The sequence below is a fragment of the Enterobacter sp. P82 genome (genome assembly GCF_037053385.1).
Taxonomy (GTDB): Bacteria; Pseudomonadota; Gammaproteobacteria; order Enterobacterales; family Enterobacteriaceae; genus Enterobacter.
In genome coordinates, this window is record NZ_JBALHX010000001.1 from 139,325 (window position 1) to 160,370 (window position 21,046).

At 53.8% G+C, this 21,046-nt stretch carries 15 protein-coding genes; 5 read left to right on the plus strand and 10 right to left on the minus strand.

Going from position 1 to position 21,046, the window contains the following annotated elements:
- Positions 1 to 15 precede the first annotated feature (15 nt).
- Together dapE and WB237_RS00635 are read right to left on the minus strand one after the other, a co-directional pair.
- On the minus strand, positions 16 to 1,143 hold the full coding sequence (gene dapE / locus WB237_RS00630) for a succinyl-diaminopimelate desuccinylase (protein ID WP_336209414.1): 1,128 nt from the start codon (positions 1,141 to 1,143) through the stop codon (positions 16 to 18).
- A gap of 10 nt (positions 1,144 to 1,153) precedes the next feature.
- Positions 1,154 to 1,504 (minus strand): ArsC family reductase, encoded by a 351-nt coding sequence (locus WB237_RS00635; protein WP_336209415.1) that lies wholly within the window; start codon positions 1,502 to 1,504, stop codon positions 1,154 to 1,156.
- A gap of 387 nt (positions 1,505 to 1,891) precedes the next feature.
- Here WB237_RS00635 and ypfM point away from each other — a divergent pair, with 387 nt between their 5' ends.
- Positions 1,892 to 1,951, plus strand: a complete 60-nt coding sequence (gene ypfM, locus WB237_RS00640; protein ID WP_015572204.1) for a protein YpfM — start codon at positions 1,892 to 1,894, stop codon at positions 1,949 to 1,951.
- 109 nt (positions 1,952 to 2,060) lie between these two features.
- On the opposite strand, the gene acrD is transcribed toward ypfM, so the two are convergent.
- Both acrD and narQ read right to left on the minus strand, forming a co-directional pair.
- The gene (gene acrD / locus WB237_RS00645; RefSeq protein WP_336209418.1) at positions 2,061 to 5,174 is read right to left on the minus strand and encodes a multidrug efflux RND transporter permease AcrD; all 3,114 of its coding nucleotides are present in this window, start codon (positions 5,172 to 5,174) and stop codon (positions 2,061 to 2,063) included.
- 142 nt (positions 5,175 to 5,316) lie between these two features.
- Positions 5,317 to 7,011: a nitrate/nitrite two-component system sensor histidine kinase NarQ gene (narQ, locus tag WB237_RS00650; RefSeq protein WP_336209419.1), complete on the minus strand. Its 1,695-nt coding sequence runs from the start codon at positions 7,009 to 7,011 to the stop codon at positions 5,317 to 5,319.
- 152 nt (positions 7,012 to 7,163) lie between these two features.
- Between narQ and aegA the strand changes: the two genes are divergently transcribed.
- The 3 genes from aegA to WB237_RS00665 all read left to right on the plus strand — a co-directional run bounded on the left by aegA (position 7,164) and on the right by WB237_RS00665 (position 10,944).
- The gene (aegA, locus tag WB237_RS00655) at positions 7,164 to 9,140 is read left to right on the plus strand and encodes a formate-dependent uric acid utilization protein AegA (RefSeq protein ID WP_336209421.1); all 1,977 of its coding nucleotides are present in this window, start codon (positions 7,164 to 7,166) and stop codon (positions 9,138 to 9,140) included.
- A 65-nt stretch (positions 9,141 to 9,205) separates the two neighbouring features.
- Entirely contained in the window at positions 9,206 to 9,799 is a 594-nt protein-coding gene (gene nudK, locus WB237_RS00660; protein ID WP_336209423.1) for a GDP-mannose pyrophosphatase NudK, read from the plus strand.
- A 101-nt stretch (positions 9,800 to 9,900) separates the two neighbouring features.
- Entirely contained in the window at positions 9,901 to 10,944 is a 1,044-nt protein-coding gene (locus WB237_RS00665; protein ID WP_114977557.1) for a DUF1176 domain-containing protein, read from the plus strand.
- Here the strand turns inward: WB237_RS00665 and ygjK are convergent.
- From ygjK to ebgR, 6 genes are all read right to left on the minus strand, one after another.
- Positions 10,941 to 13,286, minus strand: coding sequence for an alpha-glucosidase (gene ygjK / locus WB237_RS00670; protein WP_336209425.1), 2,346 nt, complete (start codon positions 13,284 to 13,286; stop codon positions 10,941 to 10,943). The genes WB237_RS00665 and ygjK overlap by 4 nt on opposite strands.
- Before the next feature lie 13 nt (positions 13,287 to 13,299).
- Positions 13,300 to 14,358 carry a protein YgjJ gene (ygjJ, locus tag WB237_RS00675; protein ID WP_336209428.1) on the minus strand — a complete coding sequence of 353 codons (1,059 nt, stop codon included), beginning with the start codon at positions 14,356 to 14,358 and terminating at the stop codon, positions 13,300 to 13,302.
- Between the two features lie 38 nt (positions 14,359 to 14,396).
- Positions 14,397 to 15,833: an amino acid permease gene (locus WB237_RS00680; protein ID WP_028016149.1), complete on the minus strand. Its 1,437-nt coding sequence runs from the start codon at positions 15,831 to 15,833 to the stop codon at positions 14,397 to 14,399.
- Positions 15,834 to 15,888: 55 nt separating this feature from the next.
- Positions 15,889 to 16,338, minus strand: coding sequence for a beta-galactosidase subunit beta (locus WB237_RS00685; protein ID WP_336209431.1), 450 nt, complete (start codon positions 16,336 to 16,338; stop codon positions 15,889 to 15,891).
- Positions 16,335 to 19,418, minus strand: coding sequence for a beta-galactosidase subunit alpha (gene ebgA, locus WB237_RS00690; protein WP_336209433.1), 3,084 nt, complete (start codon positions 19,416 to 19,418; stop codon positions 16,335 to 16,337). The genes WB237_RS00685 and ebgA overlap by 4 nt, the downstream gene beginning before the upstream one ends.
- Positions 19,419 to 19,564: 146 nt before the next feature.
- Positions 19,565 to 20,548, minus strand: a complete 984-nt coding sequence (gene ebgR / locus WB237_RS00695) for a transcriptional regulator EbgR (protein ID WP_336209435.1) — start codon at positions 20,546 to 20,548, stop codon at positions 19,565 to 19,567.
- Between the two features lie 137 nt (positions 20,549 to 20,685).
- Here ebgR and WB237_RS00700 point away from each other — a divergent pair, with 137 nt between their 5' ends.
- Complete coding sequence (locus WB237_RS00700; RefSeq protein ID WP_336209437.1) at positions 20,686 to 21,018, plus strand: tRNA-binding protein; 333 nt, start codon at positions 20,686 to 20,688, stop codon at positions 21,016 to 21,018.
- The last annotated feature ends 28 nt before the right edge of the window (positions 21,019 to 21,046 follow it).

Sequence of the window (21,046 nt, forward strand, 5' to 3'; positions counted from 1 at the left end):
CTCTCAGAGCGTTCGTCAGGCGACGAGTTGCTCCATAATGCGTTGATACATACGGGCCAGCAGTTGCAAATCTGCGGCATTCACACACTCATTGATTTTATGAATGGTCGCGTTCACTGGTCCCAGTTCGACAACCTGGGCGCCCATACGGGCGATAAAGCGTCCGTCAGAGGTGCCACCCGTCGTCAGCAGTTGTGGCTTAATTTCATTATAGTGCTCGATGGCGTTCACTACCGCATCCACCAGTTTGCCACGCTGCGTCAGGAACGGCTGACCGGAAAGCCACCAGTCCACGGTGTAGCGCAGGTTATATTTCTCAAGCAGAGCGATGACACGCGCTTTGATCATCTCATCGGTCAGTTCAGTGCTGAAGCGGAAGTTAAACTGGACGAAGAAATCACCCGGGATTACGTTGTTGCTGCCGGTTCCTGCTTTGAGGTTCGCAATCTGCATACTGGTCGGCGGGAAGAACTCGTTGCCTTTGTCCCACTCGATCGCCACCAGTTCGTTCAGCATTGGCGCAGCGCGATGGACCGGGTTATCGGCCAGATGCGGATATGCAACATGACCCTGAACCCCGTGAATGGTCAGGTTACAGGTCAGCGAGCCACGGCGACCATTTTTGACGACATCCCCCACCACTTCGGTACTGGACGGCTCTCCGACCAGACAGTAGTCGAGACGCTCGTTTCGCGCCATCAATGCTTCAACAACCTTCACGGTACCGTTATGGGCACTGGCTTCTTCATCTGAGGTGATTAAAAATGCGAGACGGTTTTTATGGTTTGGATGCTGGGCAACAAAACGCTCTGCTGCCACGACCATTGCCGCCAGGGAGCCTTTCATGTCTGCCGCACCGCGACCAAATAGCATGCCATCGCGAATGGTCGGTTCAAACGGCGGGTTAATCCAGCGATCCGCGTCACCTGCGGGAACGACATCAGTATGCCCGGCAAAGGCCAGCGTTTCGCCCTGACCACGCCACGCCCAGAAGTTCTGGGTATCGCCAAAATCCATGTGTTCGACGGTAAAACCGATGGCACGCAGGCGCTCAATCATTAATGCCTGACAACCTGCGTCGTCCGGGCTAAGGGAAGGACGGCGAATAAGCTGCTGAGTCAGCTCAATGACCGGGCATGACATAAACTACACCTCAACGAAAAAAGTCGGAATAAAGGGTTTCACTGAAACCCAGCAGCATAGGCTGCCCGGGCGCGCAGAGCAATGGGCGTTTGATAATTGCTGGCATCTCGAGCATCAGTTTTGCTGCGCTGTCGCCATCAACGATGCCAGCGCGGAGAGATTCATCCAGTTTACGCCAGGTGGTGCCGCGTGTATTCAGCAGGGCTTCCCAGCCCAGTTCTTTGATGGCGTTATGCAGAAATTCTGCATCAAGCCCATCGGCGCGGTAATCATGGAAGCGATACTCCACGTTGTTCGCGTCCAGCCAGCGGCGGGCTTTTTTGATGGTGTCACAGTTTTTAATGCCGTACATCACAACCATGGTGAATCCTTTTGTTCCTGTGGTGATAAAATGTTCAATAAATTCGAAGATATATCCTTAAGCAGAATATAACACATTCAAGAATTGTCTTAATTTACTCATCATCTTAATTCAACTCACACTTGTACGCTGAATATTCTTTCATCATTTAAGCATAGATGCCCATAAGGTTTAAATTGCCAATAAACTCAGTAAGTAAAATAGAACTCACCTGCTTGTATGGTTATTTCTAAATATTGCTTGCCGTCACAAAAAATTTAAGGTTCTCCGTTCATATTTATCATAATTCTCTGACAGTGGCGGGGTATAATCACAGCAATTGGTTAAATTGTCTTCACAATGATGATACGTTTTCGTAGAATGCGCATAATAATAAGAGAGGTTGTTATGATTGAACGTGAACTGGGGAACTGGAAAGATTTTATCGAAGGCATGCTTCGTAAATGACATTCAGTAAGAATTGCAAGAGCACTTAAATAAGTAAAATAATCATAGTGTGAATGAATCACACAATAAAAAGGCGGCTAACAAAAGCCGCCTTTTTTATGTCAATACGTTACTCGGGACGTTCTTTCAGCGGGAAACGACGACGTACCAGCACAAAGAACAAGGGAACAAAATAAATGGCCAGGATGGTCGCCGAAATCATGCCCCCCATGACGCCTGTGCCTACCGCATGCTGACTGCTGGAGCCTGCGCCTGTGCTGGTTGCCATCGGAAGTACACCGAAAACAAACGCCAGCGACGTCATCAGGATCGGGCGTAAGCGCTGGCGACAGGCGTGCAGCGTGGCAGCCATCAGTTCGTGGCCTTTAGCATTCATCTCGTTAGCGAACTCAACAATCAGAATGGCGTTTTTCGCTGACAAACCGATAACGGTGAGTAACCCCACCTGGAAGTAAACATCGTTCTCCAGGCCGCGCATCCAGGTTGCCAGCAGCGCGCCGATGACCCCAAGGGGAACCACCAGCATGACCGAGAACGGGACCGACCAGCTTTCATACAGTGCGGCAAGGCAGAGGAAAACAACCAGCAATGAAAGCGCATAAAGCGCGGGAGCCTGCGCCCCGGAGAGTCGCTCCTGGTATGACATGGCTGTCCACTCCAGACCAAAACCTGCAGGTAGCTGTTGCACCAGTTTTTCCATGGTATCCATGGCGGTACCTGTGCTGACGCCCGGTGCAGCTTCCCCAACGATTTCAACTGCAGAATAGCCGTTATAGCGCTCCAGACGTGGTGAACCGCTCTCCCAGTGTGAGGAGGCAAAAGCGGAGAACGGCACCATACCGCCGGTGTTATTACGGACAAACCAGCGGTTAATGTCATTCGGCAACATGCGGAACGGCGCGGCGGATTGTACATACACTTTTTTCACGCGGCCGCGATCCATAAAGTCATTCACATAGCTTGAACCCCACGCCGTTTGCAGGGTGTCGTTGATGTCGTTGATTGAGACGCCCAGCGCCTGCGCCTTACGCTGGTCGATATCCACCTGGAGCTGCGGGCTGTCGTCGAGGCCGTTATGGCGAACGCGGGTCAGGCCGGGATCGTTGCCTGCCAGCGCTAAGAGCTTATCGCGTGCCGCCATCAGCGCTGTGTGACCCGCTCCGGCGTGATCCTGCAACTCCATATCAAACCCGGCGGAGCTGCCCAGACCGCTAATCGCAGGTGGACTGCTGGCAAAGACGCGTGCTTCTTTGATATGTGCAAAGGCTTTCGTCGCGCGCTCAATAATGGCAAAGGAGGTTCCCGTTTTCGTGTCACGCTCGTCCCAGTCTTTCAGGCGGACAAACATACGGGCGACGTTCTGCCCGTTTCCGCCAGGGCCGGAACCGACGGTGGAGAAGACCGATACAACGTTATCCTTCTCTTTCGTGAAGAAATACTGCTCCACTTTCTGAACCACTTTTAGCGTCTGCTGCTGTGTTGCGCCACTCGGGAGCTGCACCGAGGTGGTGAACATACCCCGGTCTTCCATCGGCAGGAATGAGGTCGGCAGATGGAGGAACAGCCAGACCATGCCGCCCAGCAACACCACATAAATCATCATCCAGCGCAGGCTGCGGTGAAGCACTCGCCCGACGGCAGATTCATATCGCGCGGCATTGCGGTTGAACATCCGGTTAAACCAGCCGAAGAACCCTTTTTGGCCGTGATGCTCCCCTTTGTGCAGCGGCTTCAGGATTGTGGCGCAGAGCGCGGGGGTGAGGATCAATGCGACCAGCACGGAGAGCACCATTGCCGAGACGATGGTTATCGAGAACTGGCGGTAGATCGCCCCGGTTGTGCCGCCAAAGAAGGCCATCGGGATAAAGACCGCCGACAGCACCATCGCAATACCGACTAACGCCCCCTGAATTTGTCCCATGGATTTGCGCGTGGCCTGACGCGGGGAGAGTCCTTCCTCGCTCATAATTCGCTCGACGTTTTCGACCACCACAATGGCATCATCCACCAGAAGGCCAATCGCCAGCACCATTGCAAACATCGTCAGGGTGTTAATGCTGTAGCCAAACGCGTAAAGCACCGCAAAGGTCCCCAGCAGGACGACAGGGACGGCGATGGTTGGGATCAGCGTTGCGCGGAAGTTTTGCAGGAACAGGTACATGACCAGGAACACCAGCGCGATCGCTTCCAGCAGGGTCTTCACCACATCTTCAATTGAGGCTTTGACGAAGGAGGTGGTTTCATAGGCGACTTTATATTCCAGCCCGTGCGGGAAATACTGTGAAAGCTCATCCAGCCGATCTAAAACCAGTTTAGCTGTGGCCATTTCATTGGCTCCGGAGGCCAGTTTAATCCCAAGGCCAGAGGCCTGATTGCCGTTAAAGCGGCTCAGGTAGTCGTACTTTTCTGCACCCATTTCCACCGTGGCGACATCGCCAAGACGCACTTCCGAGCCATCCTGATTCACACGCAGGGTAATGTCGCGGAACTGCTCCGGGGTCTGAAGCAGTGACTGCGAATTAATGGTGGCATTCAGGGCTTGTTTATCTACGGAAGGCGTGCCTCCTAACTGCCCCACGGCAATCTGGGCGTTTTGGGCTTTGATAGCATCCGTTACATCGGTTGCGGTCATCTGGTAGCTGTTGAGCTTGTTGGGATCGAGCCAGATGCGCATTGAGTATTGTGAACCGTAAGCGTCGATATCGCCTACGCCGTTAATTCGGCTGATGGGGTCCTGAATATTACTGGCAACATAGTCCGCAATATCCTGCTTATCCATGGAGCCATCAGTGGAGACAAACGCGATAGTCAAAATGTTGGTATCACCGGTTTTACGCACGGTCACACCCTGGTTTTGCACTGCCTGAGGCAGTTTACGCATGGCCGACTGCAGCTGATTTTGCACCTGCTGTACGGCTTCATCGGGATCAGTGCCGGCGGTAAAGCTCAGCGTGACCGTCGCCTGACCTGTCGCGCTGCTTTGCGAGGACATGTACATCAGGTTATCCAGACCCGTCATGTTCTGTTCTATAACCTGTGTCACGGTATTTTCCAGCGTCTGTGCGGATGCTCCTGGATAGTTGGCGGTGACGCGTACGTTAGGTGGTGCCAGATCGGGATATTGCTCGACAGGAAGAGACGTAATCGCCAGGACACCTGTCAGACATAACAGAATGGCCAGTACCCAGGCAAAAATGGGGCGATCGATGAAAAAATTCGCCATGAAAAAGTGACCTCGTTTTGCTGCACGTCATTATTGTTTATTGCCTGCATCACTTTAGCGGCAAGACGAAGACCAAACGTGGAGAAATAAAGGAGATAATGTAAATTATCATGCGCTTTTTCCTGTGCTTCCCCCTTTACCGTTATTTACCTGTTAACGGCGTGGGGACCGGGAACGTCACGCTGACCAGCGTGCCGCCGTTTTGCGGTTGCGAAAAGTGCAGCATTCCTCCGAGCCGTTGCGCGCGTTCACGCATAATATTCAACCCGTAGTGTCCCGCTGGTTCGCTGGCTTCGCCAATCCCGATGCCGTTGTCACGAATGCTGACACTGTGCGTGCCATCCACGGAGGTCACGCAGCTTACGGTGATCTCGCTGGCCTGCGCGTGCTTAATGGCGTTCAACACGGCCTCGCGCACGATCTGCAACAGATGCACCTGCTTTTGCGCGTCCAGCGCCAGCGAGGAGAGGCGACAGTCAAGATGCAGCTTCGCCTGTGTCTGGCTCTGAAGAACGTCGAGAGACTCCTGGAGTGCCGCAGGTAAATTCGCGTGGTTGAGCGTCAGGCGGAAGGTGGTGAGCAGTTCGCGCAGTTGATGCCAGGCATTGTTAAGCTCGCGGGAGAAGTCGGTGATGATGGTCTGTGCCGGGGCATTGTCCTGCGGCACCGCATGTTTAAGCAGCGTAAGCTGGATCCGCAGATACGACAGCACCTGTGCCAGCGAATCATGGAGTTCGCGGGCGATGGTTGCGCGCTCTTCCATCAGCAGCAGCTGCTGGTAATGTTTTTGCGCCTCGTTAAAGTACAGCCCGCGTCCGAGCATCGTCGCCACACTTCTCATCAGCGGGAGAGGAACGCTGTCCGTCTCACTTTGCCAGCGCAACTCACCATACAGCGTATCCTGCATCAGCACCGGCAGGTTTTGCAGTGGAATACCGCTTGTTTCTGTTCCTTCACACAACCGCCAGTCATCGCTGGTGCGTAATTCCAGATAATTCATCTGCGTATAGTCATGGACGATCTGCAGGATATGCCGGAAACACAGGCTGTCAATCTGCCCGGTGTTCAACGCCTGAGAGCATTTGAACAGCATTTCGAGCTGCTGATGGGCTTCATGCAAATGTCGCGTCTTTTCCGCCACCGAGGCTTCAAGCGAACGATAGAGAGTATGTAACTCGGCTGACATATGGTTGAAGGCGCGGGAGAGTTGGCCCAGTTCATTTGGCAGTGCGGTATCCGGGGCAGGGGTCTCAAATTCCCCTCGCTCAATCCGTTCGCTTGCCGCGACAAGATTGTTAAGCGGTAGCACCACCTGACGACGGATGCGTCGCAGAGTAAACAGCGTCAGTAGCAGGATCCCAAGCGCGCCAGCCAGAGAGAGCAGGGTCACCGTCTGGATTTTATGTTCGGTGTAGTGCTGGAGGGCAAGCACAAAGGCATCAATACGGCCGACAAAATCTTCAATGTGGCTTTGATACCACGCGATGTCGCCGCGCGCGATGCGCTTATCCATCTCCAGCCAGGCGACATGCAGTTGCTGATAGCGCTGTTTGACGTTGTCCGGTACATACCAACGGTTCAACTTTTCTAATGCCGGGGCGCTTAATGTCTTCTGCCAGTTTTCGCGATGCGCCGCCAGAGACGGGCTGCTGCCCTGCATCTCATAGCCCAGCCGGTAGCTCTGCATGCGCAGTGAACCTGCGATGTTGATGGCTTCGGCATCTCGCTGGCTACTGGCCAGCGTCAGCAGTGCGACGCTGCTGGTCAGAACGGATAACGCAATGATCGAAAAGAAAGCCCAGGCCAGGCTTTCGGAAACAGGTCGTTTAACGGTCACAGAACGGCCCTCTGAATAAAATTGATCTGCCACAGGTTCACTGGAAATAGTTTGGCGTCCTGGGCATTTGAACATTGCCCGATCGCGCCGTAATGCGTAAATACCATATTCATACAAAGAATAAGGTTATTGAACCAAAAACAGGTGTGGTTATGAATCGTTTTATTATGGCTAACAGCCAGCAATGCATTGGGTGTCGGGCCTGCGAAGTGGCCTGCGTGATGGCACACAATGGTGAGCAGCATGTCCTGAGCGAGCGCCATTTTCATCCTCGTATCACGGTCCTTAAATCTGGCGAGAAGAGAAGCCCCGTTACCTGCCATCATTGTGAAGCTGCACCCTGCGCGCAAAGCTGCCCAAACGGCGCCATCAGCAAATGCGATGACAGCGTACAGGTGAATCAACAAAAATGCATCGGTTGTAAAGCCTGCGTGGTGGCTTGCCCGTTTGGCACGATGGACATTATCGTCACCCCGCTTGAAAACGGCAGCGTGAAGGCATCGGCGAATAAATGCGATCTCTGCCTGACGCGCCCACAAGGCCCGGCCTGTATTGAAAATTGCCCGGCAGATGTCCTTTCGCTGGCGACGTCTGCCGTGCTGGATAATCTGGCCAAATCGCGCCGACAGCGCACTGCCAGTCTGGAGGCGCAGCCCTGGCATGCGGAGGCTGTCAGAGAGGTTATTTCGCAAACCAAACTGCAGCGGATGCAAACGACCCCGCCACGCGGTGAACCTGACAAGCTTACTGCCGCAGAACGCGTTAACCATTTTAACGAAATTTACCTGCCATTCCGGGCTGCACAGGCCAGTCGTGAGGCATCTCGATGCCTGAAGTGCGGAGAGCACAGCATCTGCGAGTGGACCTGTCCGCTGCACAACCATATCCCGCAGTGGATTGAGCGCGTCAATGCGGGGGATATTGCGGGTGCCGTTGAGCTTTCTCATCAGACCAACTGTTTACCCGAAATTACGGGGCGCGTCTGTCCGCAGGACCGATTATGTGAAGGAGCCTGCACGCTGCGCGATGACGCGGGATCAGTCACCATTGGAAACATTGAGCGCTATATTTCTGACCAGGCGCTGGCGATGGGCTGGAGACCGGATATGAGCGGTATTGTTCCGGTGGACAAGCGGGTTGCGATTATCGGGGCAGGGCCTGCCGGGCTGGCCTGTGCTGATGTGCTGGTGCGTAATGGTGTCAGCGTGACGGTTTATGACAGGCATCCGGAAATTGGTGGTTTGCTGACCTTTGGTATCCCGGCATTCAAACTCGACAAATCACTGCTCGTGCGACGCAGAGAGATATTTACCGCGATGGGGATCCGCTTCGAGCTGAACTGCGAGGTGGGTCAGGATGTGTCGATGTCTCAGTTGCAGGACGACTTTGATGCGCTGTTTATTGGCGTGGGAACCTATCGCTCCATGAAAGCGGGGATCCCGCATGAAGACGCGCCAGGTGTCTATGACGCGTTGCCTTTCCTTGTGGGCAACACGCGCCATGTTATGGGGCTGGAGGCGACGGACAGTGAACCGTTTATTGATACTCACGGGTTAAACGTCGTGGTGCTTGGTGGGGGAGACACGGCGATGGACTGCGTCCGCACTGCGTTACGCCACGGTGCGGCGAAAGTCACCTGCGCCTATCGTCGGGATGAGGTCAATATGCCCGGCTCGAAGAAAGAGGTGAAGAATGCCAAAGAAGAGGGCGCCGCATTTGAATTTAACGTCCAGCCAGTTGAGTTGACGCTTGATCCAGACGGTAAGGTCAATGGCATCCGGATGCTGCGTACCGAACTCGGCGAACCGGACGCGCAGGGGCGGCGTCGGCCTGTTCCGGTGGCGGGCAGTGAGTTTGTGATGCCTGCTGATGCAGCGATCATGGCGTTTGGTTTTAACCCACACGCGATGCCGTGGCTGCAGGCGCAGGGTGTCGAAACGGATGACTGGGGGCGAATAGTGGCCTCGGTAGAGAGCCGCTATCGTTACCAGACGACCAACCCGAAAATCTTCGCGGGTGGCGATGCGGTGCGTGGGGCGGATCTGGTGGTAACCGCGATGGCGGAAGGGCGTCATGCGGCACAAGGAATACTCGACTGGCTTGGGGTTGGCGCGTCGAAACATCATTAACCGGCGGGCGACAAAGCGGGAGCCACGGCGTAGTATAGGACGACTCATTGTGCCGTGGAGCCCGTATGACCCTGAAAATTGACGTTATCAAAGACAAAATTCTCTCTGAAAACTACTTTGTCCTGCGTAACATCACCTATGATCTTACACGTAACAACGGTGAAGTGATCCGCCACAAACGCGAGGTCTATGACCGCGGCAACGGGGCAACCATTTTGCTCTATAACCGTGAAAAGCAGAGCGTGGTGCTGATCCGTCAGTTCCGGGTAGCCACTTGGGTTAATGGCAACCCTGATGGTCGTTTGATTGAGACCTGTGCTGGCCTGCTTGATGATGACGAGCCGGAAGTGTGTATCCGCAAAGAGGCCGTTGAAGAGACCGGCTTTGAAGTGGGAGAGGTCAAAAAGGTCTTCGAGCTGTTTATGTCCCCAGGCGGCGTAACGGAAATTGTGCATTTCTTCATTGCGGAATACAGCGATGCGCAGCGGACTCACCGGGGCGGTGGTGTCGAAGATGAAGATATCGAAGTGCTGGAGCTCCCCTTTTCCCGTGCGCTGGACATGATGCGTTCAGGCGAAATCAGGGATGGCAAGGCTGTGATATTACTGCAGTATTTACAAACAACCGGGCTGATGGACACTGCTTTCGAACGGATGTAGATGATTTTTCGGCTATATCTGATAAATCCGATTGAGCAACCCCGGTGGTAACACGAAGATACTGCCCAGTTAAGCGTTTTCGTTCCGGGATTGTGTCATTCATGCGCTACAGTGTTTTTTTATTCTCCCTGTTTTGTGTGCTTCTCGCGCCGCAGGTGCGGGCAGCGCCTGCTCAGCAGGCATTTTCTGACTGGCAGGTGACCTGCAATAACCAGAATTTCTGTCTGGCACGCAACACGGGTGAACACCGTGGTCTGGTTATGACGCTCACCCGAAGCGCCGGGGCGAAAACGGATGCAACGCTGCGTATCGATCTCGGCGGTCTTGACGCCCCGTCGGTTAAAGAGCCGGATATTGCTCCCCGTCTGCTGCTGGATAACGTTCCCCTTAAGCTGGACAAACAGCACTGGCAGCTCACGTCCTGGCATCTGAAAACGGATGATGCCGCAACCATTACTGCTTTTCTGAAAAACATTCAGGAAGGGAAGTCCCTGACCCTGCGCGGCGGTAAGCAGGTGATTTCACTGACCGGGCTTAAGGCCGCGTTGCTGTTCATTGATGCACAGCAAAAGCGCGTCGGGAGCGAAACCGCGTGGATCAAGAAAGGTGATGATCCGCCGTTAAGCGTTCCACCCGCTCCCGCTTTAAAAAAGGTGACGGTCGTCAACCCGACACCGACACCGCTCTCCCACGCTGAACTGAACGATCTGCTGGACTATGGTACCGGACGGATGAACAGCAACCAGTGCTCGCTGGATCCTAACCGCCGGGAAGTGCGCGTCACCGCGTTAACCGATGACAAAGCGCTGCTGATCGTCAGCTGCGAGGCGGGAGCTTATAACACTGTCGATCTGGCGTGGCTGGTCTCACGTAAAAAACCGTTCACCGCCCGCAGCGTCAGGCTCCGTCTGCCCTTTACGCCATCAAGTGACGACAGCGAAATGGAATTGATGAATGCCAGCTTCGATGAGAAGACGCGCGAGCTGACAACGCTCGCGCTGGGACGTGGTTTGGGTGATTGTGGTGTCCAGACACGCTGGCGTTTTGACGGCCAGCGTTTTCGCCTGGTACGTTATGCCGAGGAGCCCAGTTGTGATAACTGGAATAGACCAGACGCCTGGCCCACGTTGTGGATCACCCGTTAGTTTCTCCGGAAAAAGTCGTTATACAACATATACAGATGTGCCGCGCTCCACGAGAAGTTGGGGGCGCCTTGCTGGGCTCCGGTCAGCGGGTTGTAGTTTTCCTGAATTGGACCATCAGACGTTAACCCCTTCGCGTGTTTAAAGAAGTTATCTGCCAGCGTTCGTGCCTGTTCCCGATAGCCGTAGCGTTCCATCCCTTTGAGTCCAAACCAGAACTGGTCGACCCAGACGCGACCACGCCAGTAGATATCCGGACCAAATGCCGGGTTGGTTAGTGCGGCAGTCCCAAGCGGCACATACGTGTTGAACTCTTTCGGATCCAGCATCACCTTCACCACGGCATCAGCATGTTCCTGGGTTGCTGCACCGTTAAACAGAGGAGACCAGCCTTCCGGCCCTTTACCGCGCTCGGTGATAGGTTTGCCCGCACAGCCATTCTCAAGCGGTTTATCCTCAATGCGAATGTCATAGTAAAAACCGCTGTTCGCATCGAACATACAGGTATTGATATAGGTCGCGAGTTTATCCGCCAGCTGGCGGTAGTGGCTGGCATCCTGCTCTTTACCCAGCAGGCTCGCCATTTGTGCCAGATAGTGATTATCGCTGTACATATAACTCGCCTGGTCGACGGACTCCTGGAGTAACGAGTAACCCAGCAGATCGCCTTCTTTACTTCGGTTTTCGGCAAACTTTACTATCCAGTCGCTGCGTTTTCCGCCTTTTGCGACATAGTTATCCAGCTGCGTTTTATCTATAAATCCGAACACGGCGGCGTCATCACGTCCGGACTCCCATGAGGCGGCAACCTGCGCCGGGATCTCCAGACTGTCGTAATGTCCTTTTTCGATTACCCGGGCGTAGTTATTCAGTCCGGAAAGCGGCTCCTCCTTATCGCCTTTTTTCACCGTAAACAGCATGTCACCGCTGGCGGTGTTATGGGCTTTGTCACGCGTCGCACCGTACTCCGGCACACCGTTACCATTATGGTCACGGTTACGCAGCCACCAGTCATGGTAGGCCACCAGTTTAGGGTACATCTCTGCCAGCCAGACCTTGTCATGTGTGGTGTTGTATACCTCCATCACCGACCATGCCGCCAGGCTCGGTTTGGTGTTTCGTTCGTTCCAGTTGCCTCCGTCACCGCCGCGTTCCGGGCTCAGGTTCCAGGCGATAAGATCCGGCACAAATCCGGCATCCTGAGGGCGCACCGGATCGTCGGGTTTAATCTGCCAGGAGAACACCGCGCGAATATTCTCTTTGGCGATATCCGGGTTGAAATGCGACATGGCAAAGGCCTGTTTCCAGGTGTCCCACGGCCAGGTCTGGTTGCCGGAGAACCAGCGTCCGGTCACGGAGGGTGTCACCGTGTTAAAACGTACCGCACCACCCGGTGAACGCCAGTTACCGTTCAGCGTCTCGATGGCCTTCACCGCGACACGAGTTTGCTCTGGTGTCGCATTCGGGTTGGTGAGCCCCTTTTGTAAATATCCCTCCCAACGTGTTTGCGAGGCGCTCATGAACCAGGTGGGCCGCGCCAGAATGTCGCGAATTTTCGGCTGCTCGTGCGCAATGTCGTCAGCATTCAACAGATGGGAGTAGGTGGTGTACAGCGTGGTGCTGCCGGAAATGTGTGCCCGACTGATAAAGCGATGACCGTCGACGCTGGTATCGACCGGGATTGATTTATGCACCTGATATTCGGAACTGCCGGAGGTGAGGAGATCCCATGTGGATCGCACTTTACCAAACGTCACCTTCAGGCCGTCACGGGTGGGAACCATTTTGCGCTGATAATCTGGATACGCGCCATCTATGGTCTTATCCGACAGCGGCTTGCCCTCTTTGGCCTCAAGTTTTTCCAGCAGTTCGCCATCCCATACAAGATCCAGTGGTGTTTTGCTGGTAATCCGCGTCTCCAGTAGTGAGGTGCGCGCGGTTGCGAAACGTAGTGTCATTTCGATTTGCACATCTTTCGCGCTCAGTTTTTGCACCAACGCGCCGGGAAGACTGAAAGCCTCAAGGGTGAAATCCACTTTTTTACCGTTCTGGTACACGCTCAGGCGATCAAAATTCGTCGCCATAAAGTTGATGTACTCTTCGGTGAGCAGCGCTACGCCTGGAAATCCTCCCTGGGTTTGCGGTCCGTCAGGCAGCAGATGCCCATGCCAGGCACCCAAATCGAAAAAGGGGTTAAAACGCTGGTGGTCGTCAGCGTCGAAATCGTGCATATACTGCGGCGCACCGGTGCGGTTAATCACGTTTTTAAAGTCATTTGCCGTGGTGGCGTGGGCTGAAAAACTCAATACCAGCGCGCAGGCCAGCGGCGTAAGACAGAATTTCATGGGGAAGATCCTTTTACCAGTAGAAGTATTGCATCAGGAAGACCTGATCGCTTGGGTCGCCTGAGGCATTTTTCATATAGAAGCGGCTATCGGCTGCGGTGGCAAAGCGTCCTCCGCCGTACTCGTACCAGATACCGAACTGCATAAAGGACGTCGTTTCGTCCCCGCCATTGTCCGGACGGTGTTTGGCATAGTTGTAGGCGGTAGAAAGGTAGACGCCTTTTAGCGCTTCCACCATGGCGCTGACCATATAGCCCGTTTCTGTCCCTGGTACATCTTTACCCCTGGCGCGTCCCGTGTGGTGCCAGGCGCGTGCGGCCAGGTTCGGCGACAACATCCCGGTTAAAAAGAGTTGTCCGGTACCGTCGGTGATTTCCAGACCGTTCATCCAGGTGACATCTTTCGCGATGTCATACTGGAGATAGCCGTTCACCATCGCCGGATAGGTATACTTGTCGTCGTAGCGATCGTATTTGCCGAAATGCAGCCAGGCCTTGCTCTCATCATGATGCCCGGCAGGCGTTGCGGTGATGCTATAGCGCAGATCGCCGGAGAGATTCTGCACCTTGAGGGCATACATTATGTCGCGGGTGTTGGGTATCACGTAACCCAGATCCGGGGTGAAATCTCCCCACCACTGCAGGTCATCCAGAGAAGAGTCCTGGCGCAGGCTCAGCATAATTTCGGTGCCGTTAGCGGTTTTGTAGCCGCCGTAAACACGGTTAAGCCCCCCTTCGAAACCACCCCAACTGTGGTCAGGTACCCAGGCGTTACCTTGACTATCGGCCTGAACGGTCCAGCCTTCGCCATAAATCAGGCCGAACCAGTTCCCGTGCTTCATCTCCAGACCGCCCTCAATATAGGTGCCGTCACTGTATTTATGTTTATTCTTACCCTCCAGATCCATATATCCGCCGATACCCAGTTCACCATAAAAGCGAAATGAAGAGGTGGTGAGTTCCGGTGTTTTGGTATCGTCGTGTTCAGCGGGTCGGGCTTCTTCTGCGGCAAATGCGGGGCAGCAGAAAGAGAGGGCAGCGAGTGCCCCAATTGCTTTCTCTTTAATTTTCATGCACTCATCCCAAAGAAAGAATATCCATGCCTTCGGTGTTAATGAATATTTGAGGCAGGTGAGGCTTCAATTTGTTGTTGTTCTTTTGATAATCCTTTGACGTATTTGCTGTATTTCCACCAGGCAAATCCGAGGAATAAAACGATCCCTCCGACGTTATAGAAAATAATCGTCAGAATATTGCCACCGGTGGGGAAGGTTGAGGCCACAAAGCCGATAGCAAAAATCACAATTAACATCGACACCACCACCATACCCATGGTGCGTGAGCCCATTTTGAAATCGCGCGGCAGGTGGTCGAGCTTACGACGCAGGTTCAGGTAGGCCAGCATAATGAACAGCGGCGGCAGCATGGAGGCGGCGGCGGTCATATTGATGACGGTGTTCATCAGCTCCTGAGCGGTATTTGAACCCATTGTGGGAATAATCATCAACGGGATCACAATGAGATACTGGATCCACGCCGCACGGGCCGGTACGCCATTTTCGTTCAGCGCCACGGTTTTTGGGCCAAAAATTCCGGTTGGGATCTCAGAGAAGAAGATTTTTACCGGCGTTGCCGTCCACATCAGCAGAGAACCGAACATCGCAGTAAAGGAGACCAGGCCGACAAAGCGGTTCATCAGGACTTCCGGCAGGCCAAACCACACCGCCAGGCCGTGGAACACCTGAACCGAACCGCCGGTAAATTTCAGTTCTTTACTGCTGATAAAGACGTTAATCAACACCGAGGAGATGGAGTACAGCACGCCGATGAAAATCCCCGCCAGAATAATCACCTTCACGAAGGATTTAGAGCCACCTTTAACGTCGTTGACATAGACCGCAACGGATTCCGCGCCACCGGCAGCCATAAATATCCAGGTGGTGATGCCGAGGAAGGCCCAGTTGAAGTTCGGGATCATTGCGTCAACGGTTATTGGGTCGGCTGGCTGCACGCCACCCACCAGCGCGGCGCCGGCCAGCAGGATATAGGAGAGAGTGAGCAGCAGCATCAGTGTGGAGGTCACTGAGGTGATCGGCCCCAGCATTTTCGCCCCGTTGGTGGAGACCCAGGTTGAGAACGCGAACAGCACCATACTCAGTACCGTGGTGGCAAACGGCGTAAGAATGTACTCATAGCCTAAAAAAGCATATGAAGCGTAGGCGATGACGCGCGGTAATAGCGAGGTGAAGAAGAACAGATTCACAAACCAGTAGGTGTAGGCGGTAATAAATGCCCAGCGTCCACCCAGCGAACTTTTCACCCAGGCGTAAACCCCGGCTTCGGAGTTTTTATTCAGTGAGACAAATTCAGCGATAATTAAGCAGAACGGAATGAAGTAGAACAGGGTGGCTAAAAAGAACATGGGCGCGGAGGCGAGTCCCAGCTCAATATTGTTATTGATAACGTTGTTAAAACTAAACACGGCGGCAAATGTCAGCGACAGCAGGCCGAATTTGCCGATGGTATTGCGTTTGATGGTTTCAGACATAACGTTTCTCCGGGTACAGGGAGGATAGCGGTGCTTCATTGGCACCGCTCACTTTTTATTTGTTATGGAAATAACCGTCTTCGATGGTGACATAGAGGACGACTTTTTTTGCCGGCGTATCGCTGATGAAGCGATACGCCTCGTGATTCTCACAAATCACAACTTGCCCCTCGTGGACCTGAGCGGTGTGACCCACACCTTTCAGGTATTCGCGGTCGGTTTCATCGCGATAGCACTCCACAACCTGCAGGGATGCTTTCGCGGCGTATTCAATTTTCTGCGTGCCCTGCAGGTAGTAATGCACTTCGAAATAGCGCCGATGACCGACAAATAGCGCGTCGGTACTGGCATCGCAGGAGACGCGGTAGGCCAGCGAATCACCGATCGAGTGGGCTACACCGGGTTGGATGTTGTCGATGTTGTTAATCGCTTCTGAACAGCGCTGCCATTTACGCCCCGCACGGTAAAGTTTCTGGAACTGTTCCAGACTGTCGATAATGATCATTGGTTTGCCTCGCTGTGCGAATTCATGGAGAAGAAACCGGTGCCAAACTGATGGTTCGCCAGCGCCTGCGCGGCAGTTTTCCCACCTTCAAGCGGGAGCAGCGTGAAGCCGTAGCGGAACGGTCTGAACCAGACGCGCCAGGAGTCCAGCACTTCGCTTCCCCAGGAGTTAGAGCCTAAACCCAGTACCTGATGGTCAAGGTTGAGGGTGATGTCCTCGCAGCAACGCAGTTCGTTGCAGTGCTGCGCAGCGTGGATGTTTTCTGCCGTGTAGTGCCATGCGCTGAAATGAATGGGTTGCTCAGGTACCACCAGCAGGCCGCTGCCGTGACGGTTGGCAAGCGTGGCCCAACGTACCTGCTGACGGTTGCCGTTGTTCTGTGGGAACGGATAGTTTTCAAACATCTCATCTACCGTGGTGTGCCACAGATCGATGGTACTGGCCTGTTGGCTGTCCGGATAGTTTTCCCCCGGTCCGCGTCCGTAATAGCTTACCTGGTCAAATTCGCCGTTGATGCCGAGCGTAAAGCCGATGCACGGAATGATGTGTGGATACTCGCCGTAGCGCTCACCGCTCAGTTCAACGTTGATTTGCCCATCGGCGGCGATGCGCCAGCGGTAGGTGCAGCGCATGCCAAAATCAAACACTGGCGGGGCAATCAGCGTACGGGTTGTGATAATGATCGCGTCGTCACGTTGCTCAACCTCGAAACCGCGCAGGTGCTCCTGCATGATCTGCAGATGGTTGGGTTGCCACAGCCCTTCATACTCTTGCTTGTGGTTATCAATCATCGGCTTGAAGAAGTTAATCTTCGGCTCACGAGTGATGTTCTCTTCGCCGTTTACCTGCCAGGTGCTGAGTTTTCCCGTCACTTTAGAGAAGCTCGCGCGGAAGTTGTGTCCGGTCACGGTGCAGCTCAGGCGATCCTCTTCCAGATGAAGTGGCGTGGCGTTGGTGTTGATAAGCGGTGTGGCGTGGTTTGTGCGTGCTTTTAACGGGAACTGGTACACCGCGATACTGTGCCCGGCTTCGCTGTAGCGCGTACGGCTATTTTTGCTGATGCGCACAGTCAGGAACGCTTCCCGCTCATCCAGTTCAGGTAAATTCAGGCTTATGCTGCTTTCGCTGTTGGGGGCTACTCCTGTCATCGTCAGTAGCTGGCTGTGCAGGGTTTCACCTTCCGCCCGTACCTCTACGTGCAGGGTGTAATCATCCAGGTTTGTGAACCAGAAGCGGTTTTCTACGCAGAGTTTGCCGTCCTGCCAGCGTAGTTTCACCGGAGCAATTACCTGCTTGTACTCACGCAACCCCGGGCCTGGGGTTTGATCGGAGTAAATCAGCCCGTCGAGGCAGAAGTTGTAGTTATTCGGGTAGTCACCAAAATCTCCACCATAGGCGTAATACGTATTGCCGCTGGCATCAACCGCCTGAATACCGTGATCGCACCATTCCCAGACATAGTGGCCCTGAATGCAGTCGTGACGGTCGAACACGTTCTGGTACTCGGTTAACCCGCCGGGACCGTTACCCATCGCATGAGCATATTCACAGATAATCCGTGGTTTGGCGTGCGGGTACTCACCGAACAAATTCATCAGCGGTACGCGGGTATACATAGTGGAGATGATATCCACTACCTCGGCATCGCGATCTTCTTCATAGTGCAGCAGTCGCGTGTCATCCAGCGCTTTTGCCGCACGTGCCATGGCGCGGATGTTGCAGCCATAGCCGGATTCGTTTCCGAGCGACCAGATGATGATGGACGGGTGGTTTTTTTGCGCGTGAATGTGGCGCTCAATGCGCTCAACATAGACGTGCTCCCATGCCGGATCGTCGGTAATTCGACTCAGGTCGCCAACGTTGGCAAAACCGTGGGATTCCACATCCGTTTCCGCCATCACGAACAGGCCGTAGATATCGCACAACTCATAGAAGCGCGGATCGTTGGGGTAGTGGGCGGTGCGAACCGAGTTGATATTGTGCTGCTTCATCAGGATCAGATCGCGCTCAACGCGATCCATGCCTACCGCACGGCCTTTCAGGTGATCGTTGTCGTGACGGTTTACACCGTGGAGTTTCAGGTAGTGGTTGTTAACGTAGAACAGACCGTCGCGCACTTTGATGTCTCGGAAACCAACGCGCTGTGGGATAACCTCCAGCGTTTGCCCGTTCTCATCTTTTAGCGTCAACACCAGATGATAGAGACAGGGCGATTCTGATGACCACTGCTGAGGCTGTTTGACCTCAATGCTAAAGGCGGTTTCAGTGCTGCGGGACACGGTCAGGTTGTCGGTCGTACCCTGATGAAGTTCGGCCTCGCCATCATACAGGGCATACTCCAGCGACACGGTAGAGGCGTGAGGGGCCAGGTTTTCCAGTTCCAGCTGACAGAAAAGAGTCGCATCCTTGTATGACTCGTCAAACGTGGTTTTGATCGTGACGTCGCGGACATGTGTCGGCGTTTTACCGACCAAATAAACGTCGCGGAAAATCCCTGCGGTCCACCACATGTCCTGATCTTCAATGTAGGTGGAGTCTGCCCACTGCATCACACGCACGCACAGCAGGTTTTGTCCGCTATGTACCGCATTGCTGATATCAAATTCGGCAGTCAGTCGACTTCCCTTACTGAAACCGATGTAGCGGCCATTCACGTAGACTTCGAAGTAGGTTTCAACGCCGTCAAACTTGATGATTGTCTGTTTGCTCTGCCAGTTGTCTGACAGAGTGAACCAGCGCTGATATGCCCCAGTGGGGTTATCGGTGGGCACCCACGGCACGTCTACCGGGAAGGGGAAACCCTCATCGGTGTATTGCAGTTGACCGTGACCTTCCATCTGCCACATGCCCGGTACGGTAATCTGCCCCCAGTCAGCCATGTACTGTGTGGTAAAGTTTTCCGGTACCAGCAGCGGGTTCGGGAAAAAATGAAAGTTCCACTGGCCGCTTAGCGACAGAAAATGGCTGCTGGCCTCGCGGGCAAAAGTGAGAGCTTGGGCGACAGTGTCATAAGAGAAGAAGTACGCACGCGGCGGAAGCCGGTTTTCATGCGTGAGTTGAATATTTTCCCAGCGATTCATGTGATCTCCCTGTAGGGGTAAAACATCATTGCTGAGGATTTTAGTAAAAATTTTACTAAATAAAATCAGTAAAACTGATTTGCTTTAACTCGATCACGAAATAAAAAAAGCCGGGCATGCCCGGCTGTGTGTTTGAAGAGGGGAAATCAGCGTGTCGTGCCGCGCAGTTTCAGGACGCTTGGCACGAAGACCTGCAGGGGGAGTGCCCGGCCATCACGGGATTTTTCCAGCAGCAGGTTAACGCCCTGACTGCCCATCATTTCGGAATGAATGCGCACGGTGGAAAGCGGTGGGAAGGTGAAGCGGGCGGTTGGGATATCGTTCACGCTAATGAGCGAGATATCCTCAGGGATCGCCAGCCCCTTTTCGTGGATAGCACGTAATACTCCGATGGCGATGGAGTCTGACGCCACAAACAGCGCACCTGGCCAGCTCTTCTCAGCCAGCATTTTTTTCGCCAGTTCATATCCTGAGGAGCTGGAAAATCCGCCGCGCCAGATATCCTGCTCTGACACAACGCCTTTCAGGCGCCCATATTCTACAAATGCCGCTTCACGGATATCGGCTTTACCGGGTTCATCTTCTCCGCCGATAAAACCGATGCGTTTAACATCCTGATGAATAAAGAAGTCTATGATCTGTTTGCTGATGCGGGAGAGGTCGATATCGACGGAGTCGAATTCGCTGCCAGGCTCATGGAAATCAATAAAACAGACGTTGTCGGTCAACGCCATCGCAGTGCGGCGAATGGCTGTGGAAGGTTTACCGACAATCAGTACCCCGGTGAGTTTTTTAATGTCAGGCAGGGTTGTATTGGCGTAACAGTTACTCAGTTCGACACCCAGTTTTTCACACTGTGTCTCAATGCCGTGGCGAATGGCAAGGTAGTAAGGGTCGTTAATCTCCAGCTCTGGCTGATAGCTATAGAGTGCCAGGATATGCTGCTGACCCACTGCGGCAGACTGCATTTTACGGGACGTTGTGCTCTTGTACTCCAGCTTTTCAGCAATCTCCAGAATGCGGTGTTTGGTCTCTTCTTTTACGTTCAACGTTGGGTCATCGTTTAAAACCCGGGATACTGTCGCCAGCGAGACGCCAGCCTCCGTCGCGATGTCTTTGAGCGTTGCCATAGTTGTCCTTATTCCCCACGTGATGACCCATTGTAAAGGATGCGTTCGGACATGCATCAGTTTTTACTAAATATCCTGCGTGTTGCCTCCCACAAATATCGTGCTAATATTTAGTAAAATTTTACTAAGGAGAGAGCATGGACACGATAACTTACGATGACTTTGCAAAGCTGGAGATCCGCGTGGGGACGATCGTGGACGTTAAACGCCACGCTAACGCAGACAAACTCTATATCGCGCAGATTCATGTGGGCGACAGAACGCTGCAAACCGTCACCAGTCTGGTGCCCTATTACCGGGAAGAGGAGTTGATGGGGAAAGCGGTGGTGGTGCTGTGTAATCTGGCAAAAGCCAAAATGCGCGGCGAGACGTCTGAATGCATGTTGCTCTGTGCGGAGACTGACGATGCCAGCGAAAGTGTGCTGCTAACACCGGAGCGGGCGATAGCGGCAGGGGTAAGAGTGGTGTGAAAAAGCCGGGTGGCGGCTATGCCTTACC

Coding starts and splice junctions, on each gene's coding strand:
- acrD (WP_336209418.1), bottom strand. CDS start 5,174: ATGGCGAATTTTTTCATCGATCGCCCCATTTTTGCCTGGGTACTGGCC.
- WB237_RS00635 (WP_336209415.1), bottom strand. CDS start 1,504: ATGGTTGTGATGTACGGCATTAAAAACTGTGACACCATCAAAAAAGCC.
- dapE (WP_336209414.1), bottom strand. CDS start 1,143: ATGTCATGCCCGGTCATTGAGCTGACTCAGCAGCTTATTCGCCGTCCT.
- aegA (WP_336209421.1), top strand. CDS start 7,164: ATGAATCGTTTTATTATGGCTAACAGCCAGCAATGCATTGGGTGTCGG.
- ygjK (WP_336209425.1), bottom strand. CDS start 13,286: ATGAAATTCTGTCTTACGCCGCTGGCCTGCGCGCTGGTATTGAGTTTT.
- WB237_RS00685 (WP_336209431.1), bottom strand. CDS start 16,338: ATGATCATTATCGACAGTCTGGAACAGTTCCAGAAACTTTACCGTGCG.
- WB237_RS00680 (WP_028016149.1), bottom strand. CDS start 15,833: ATGTCTGAAACCATCAAACGCAATACCATCGGCAAATTCGGCCTGCTG.
- WB237_RS00665 (WP_114977557.1), top strand. CDS start 9,901: ATGCGCTACAGTGTTTTTTTATTCTCCCTGTTTTGTGTGCTTCTCGCG.
- WB237_RS00700 (WP_336209437.1), top strand. CDS start 20,686: ATGGACACGATAACTTACGATGACTTTGCAAAGCTGGAGATCCGCGTG.
- ygjJ (WP_336209428.1), bottom strand. CDS start 14,358: ATGAAAATTAAAGAGAAAGCAATTGGGGCACTCGCTGCCCTCTCTTTC.
- ebgR (WP_336209435.1), bottom strand. CDS start 20,548: ATGGCAACGCTCAAAGACATCGCGACGGAGGCTGGCGTCTCGCTGGCG.
- nudK (WP_336209423.1), top strand. CDS start 9,206: ATGACCCTGAAAATTGACGTTATCAAAGACAAAATTCTCTCTGAAAAC.
- ebgA (WP_336209433.1), bottom strand. CDS start 19,418: ATGAATCGCTGGGAAAATATTCAACTCACGCATGAAAACCGGCTTCCG.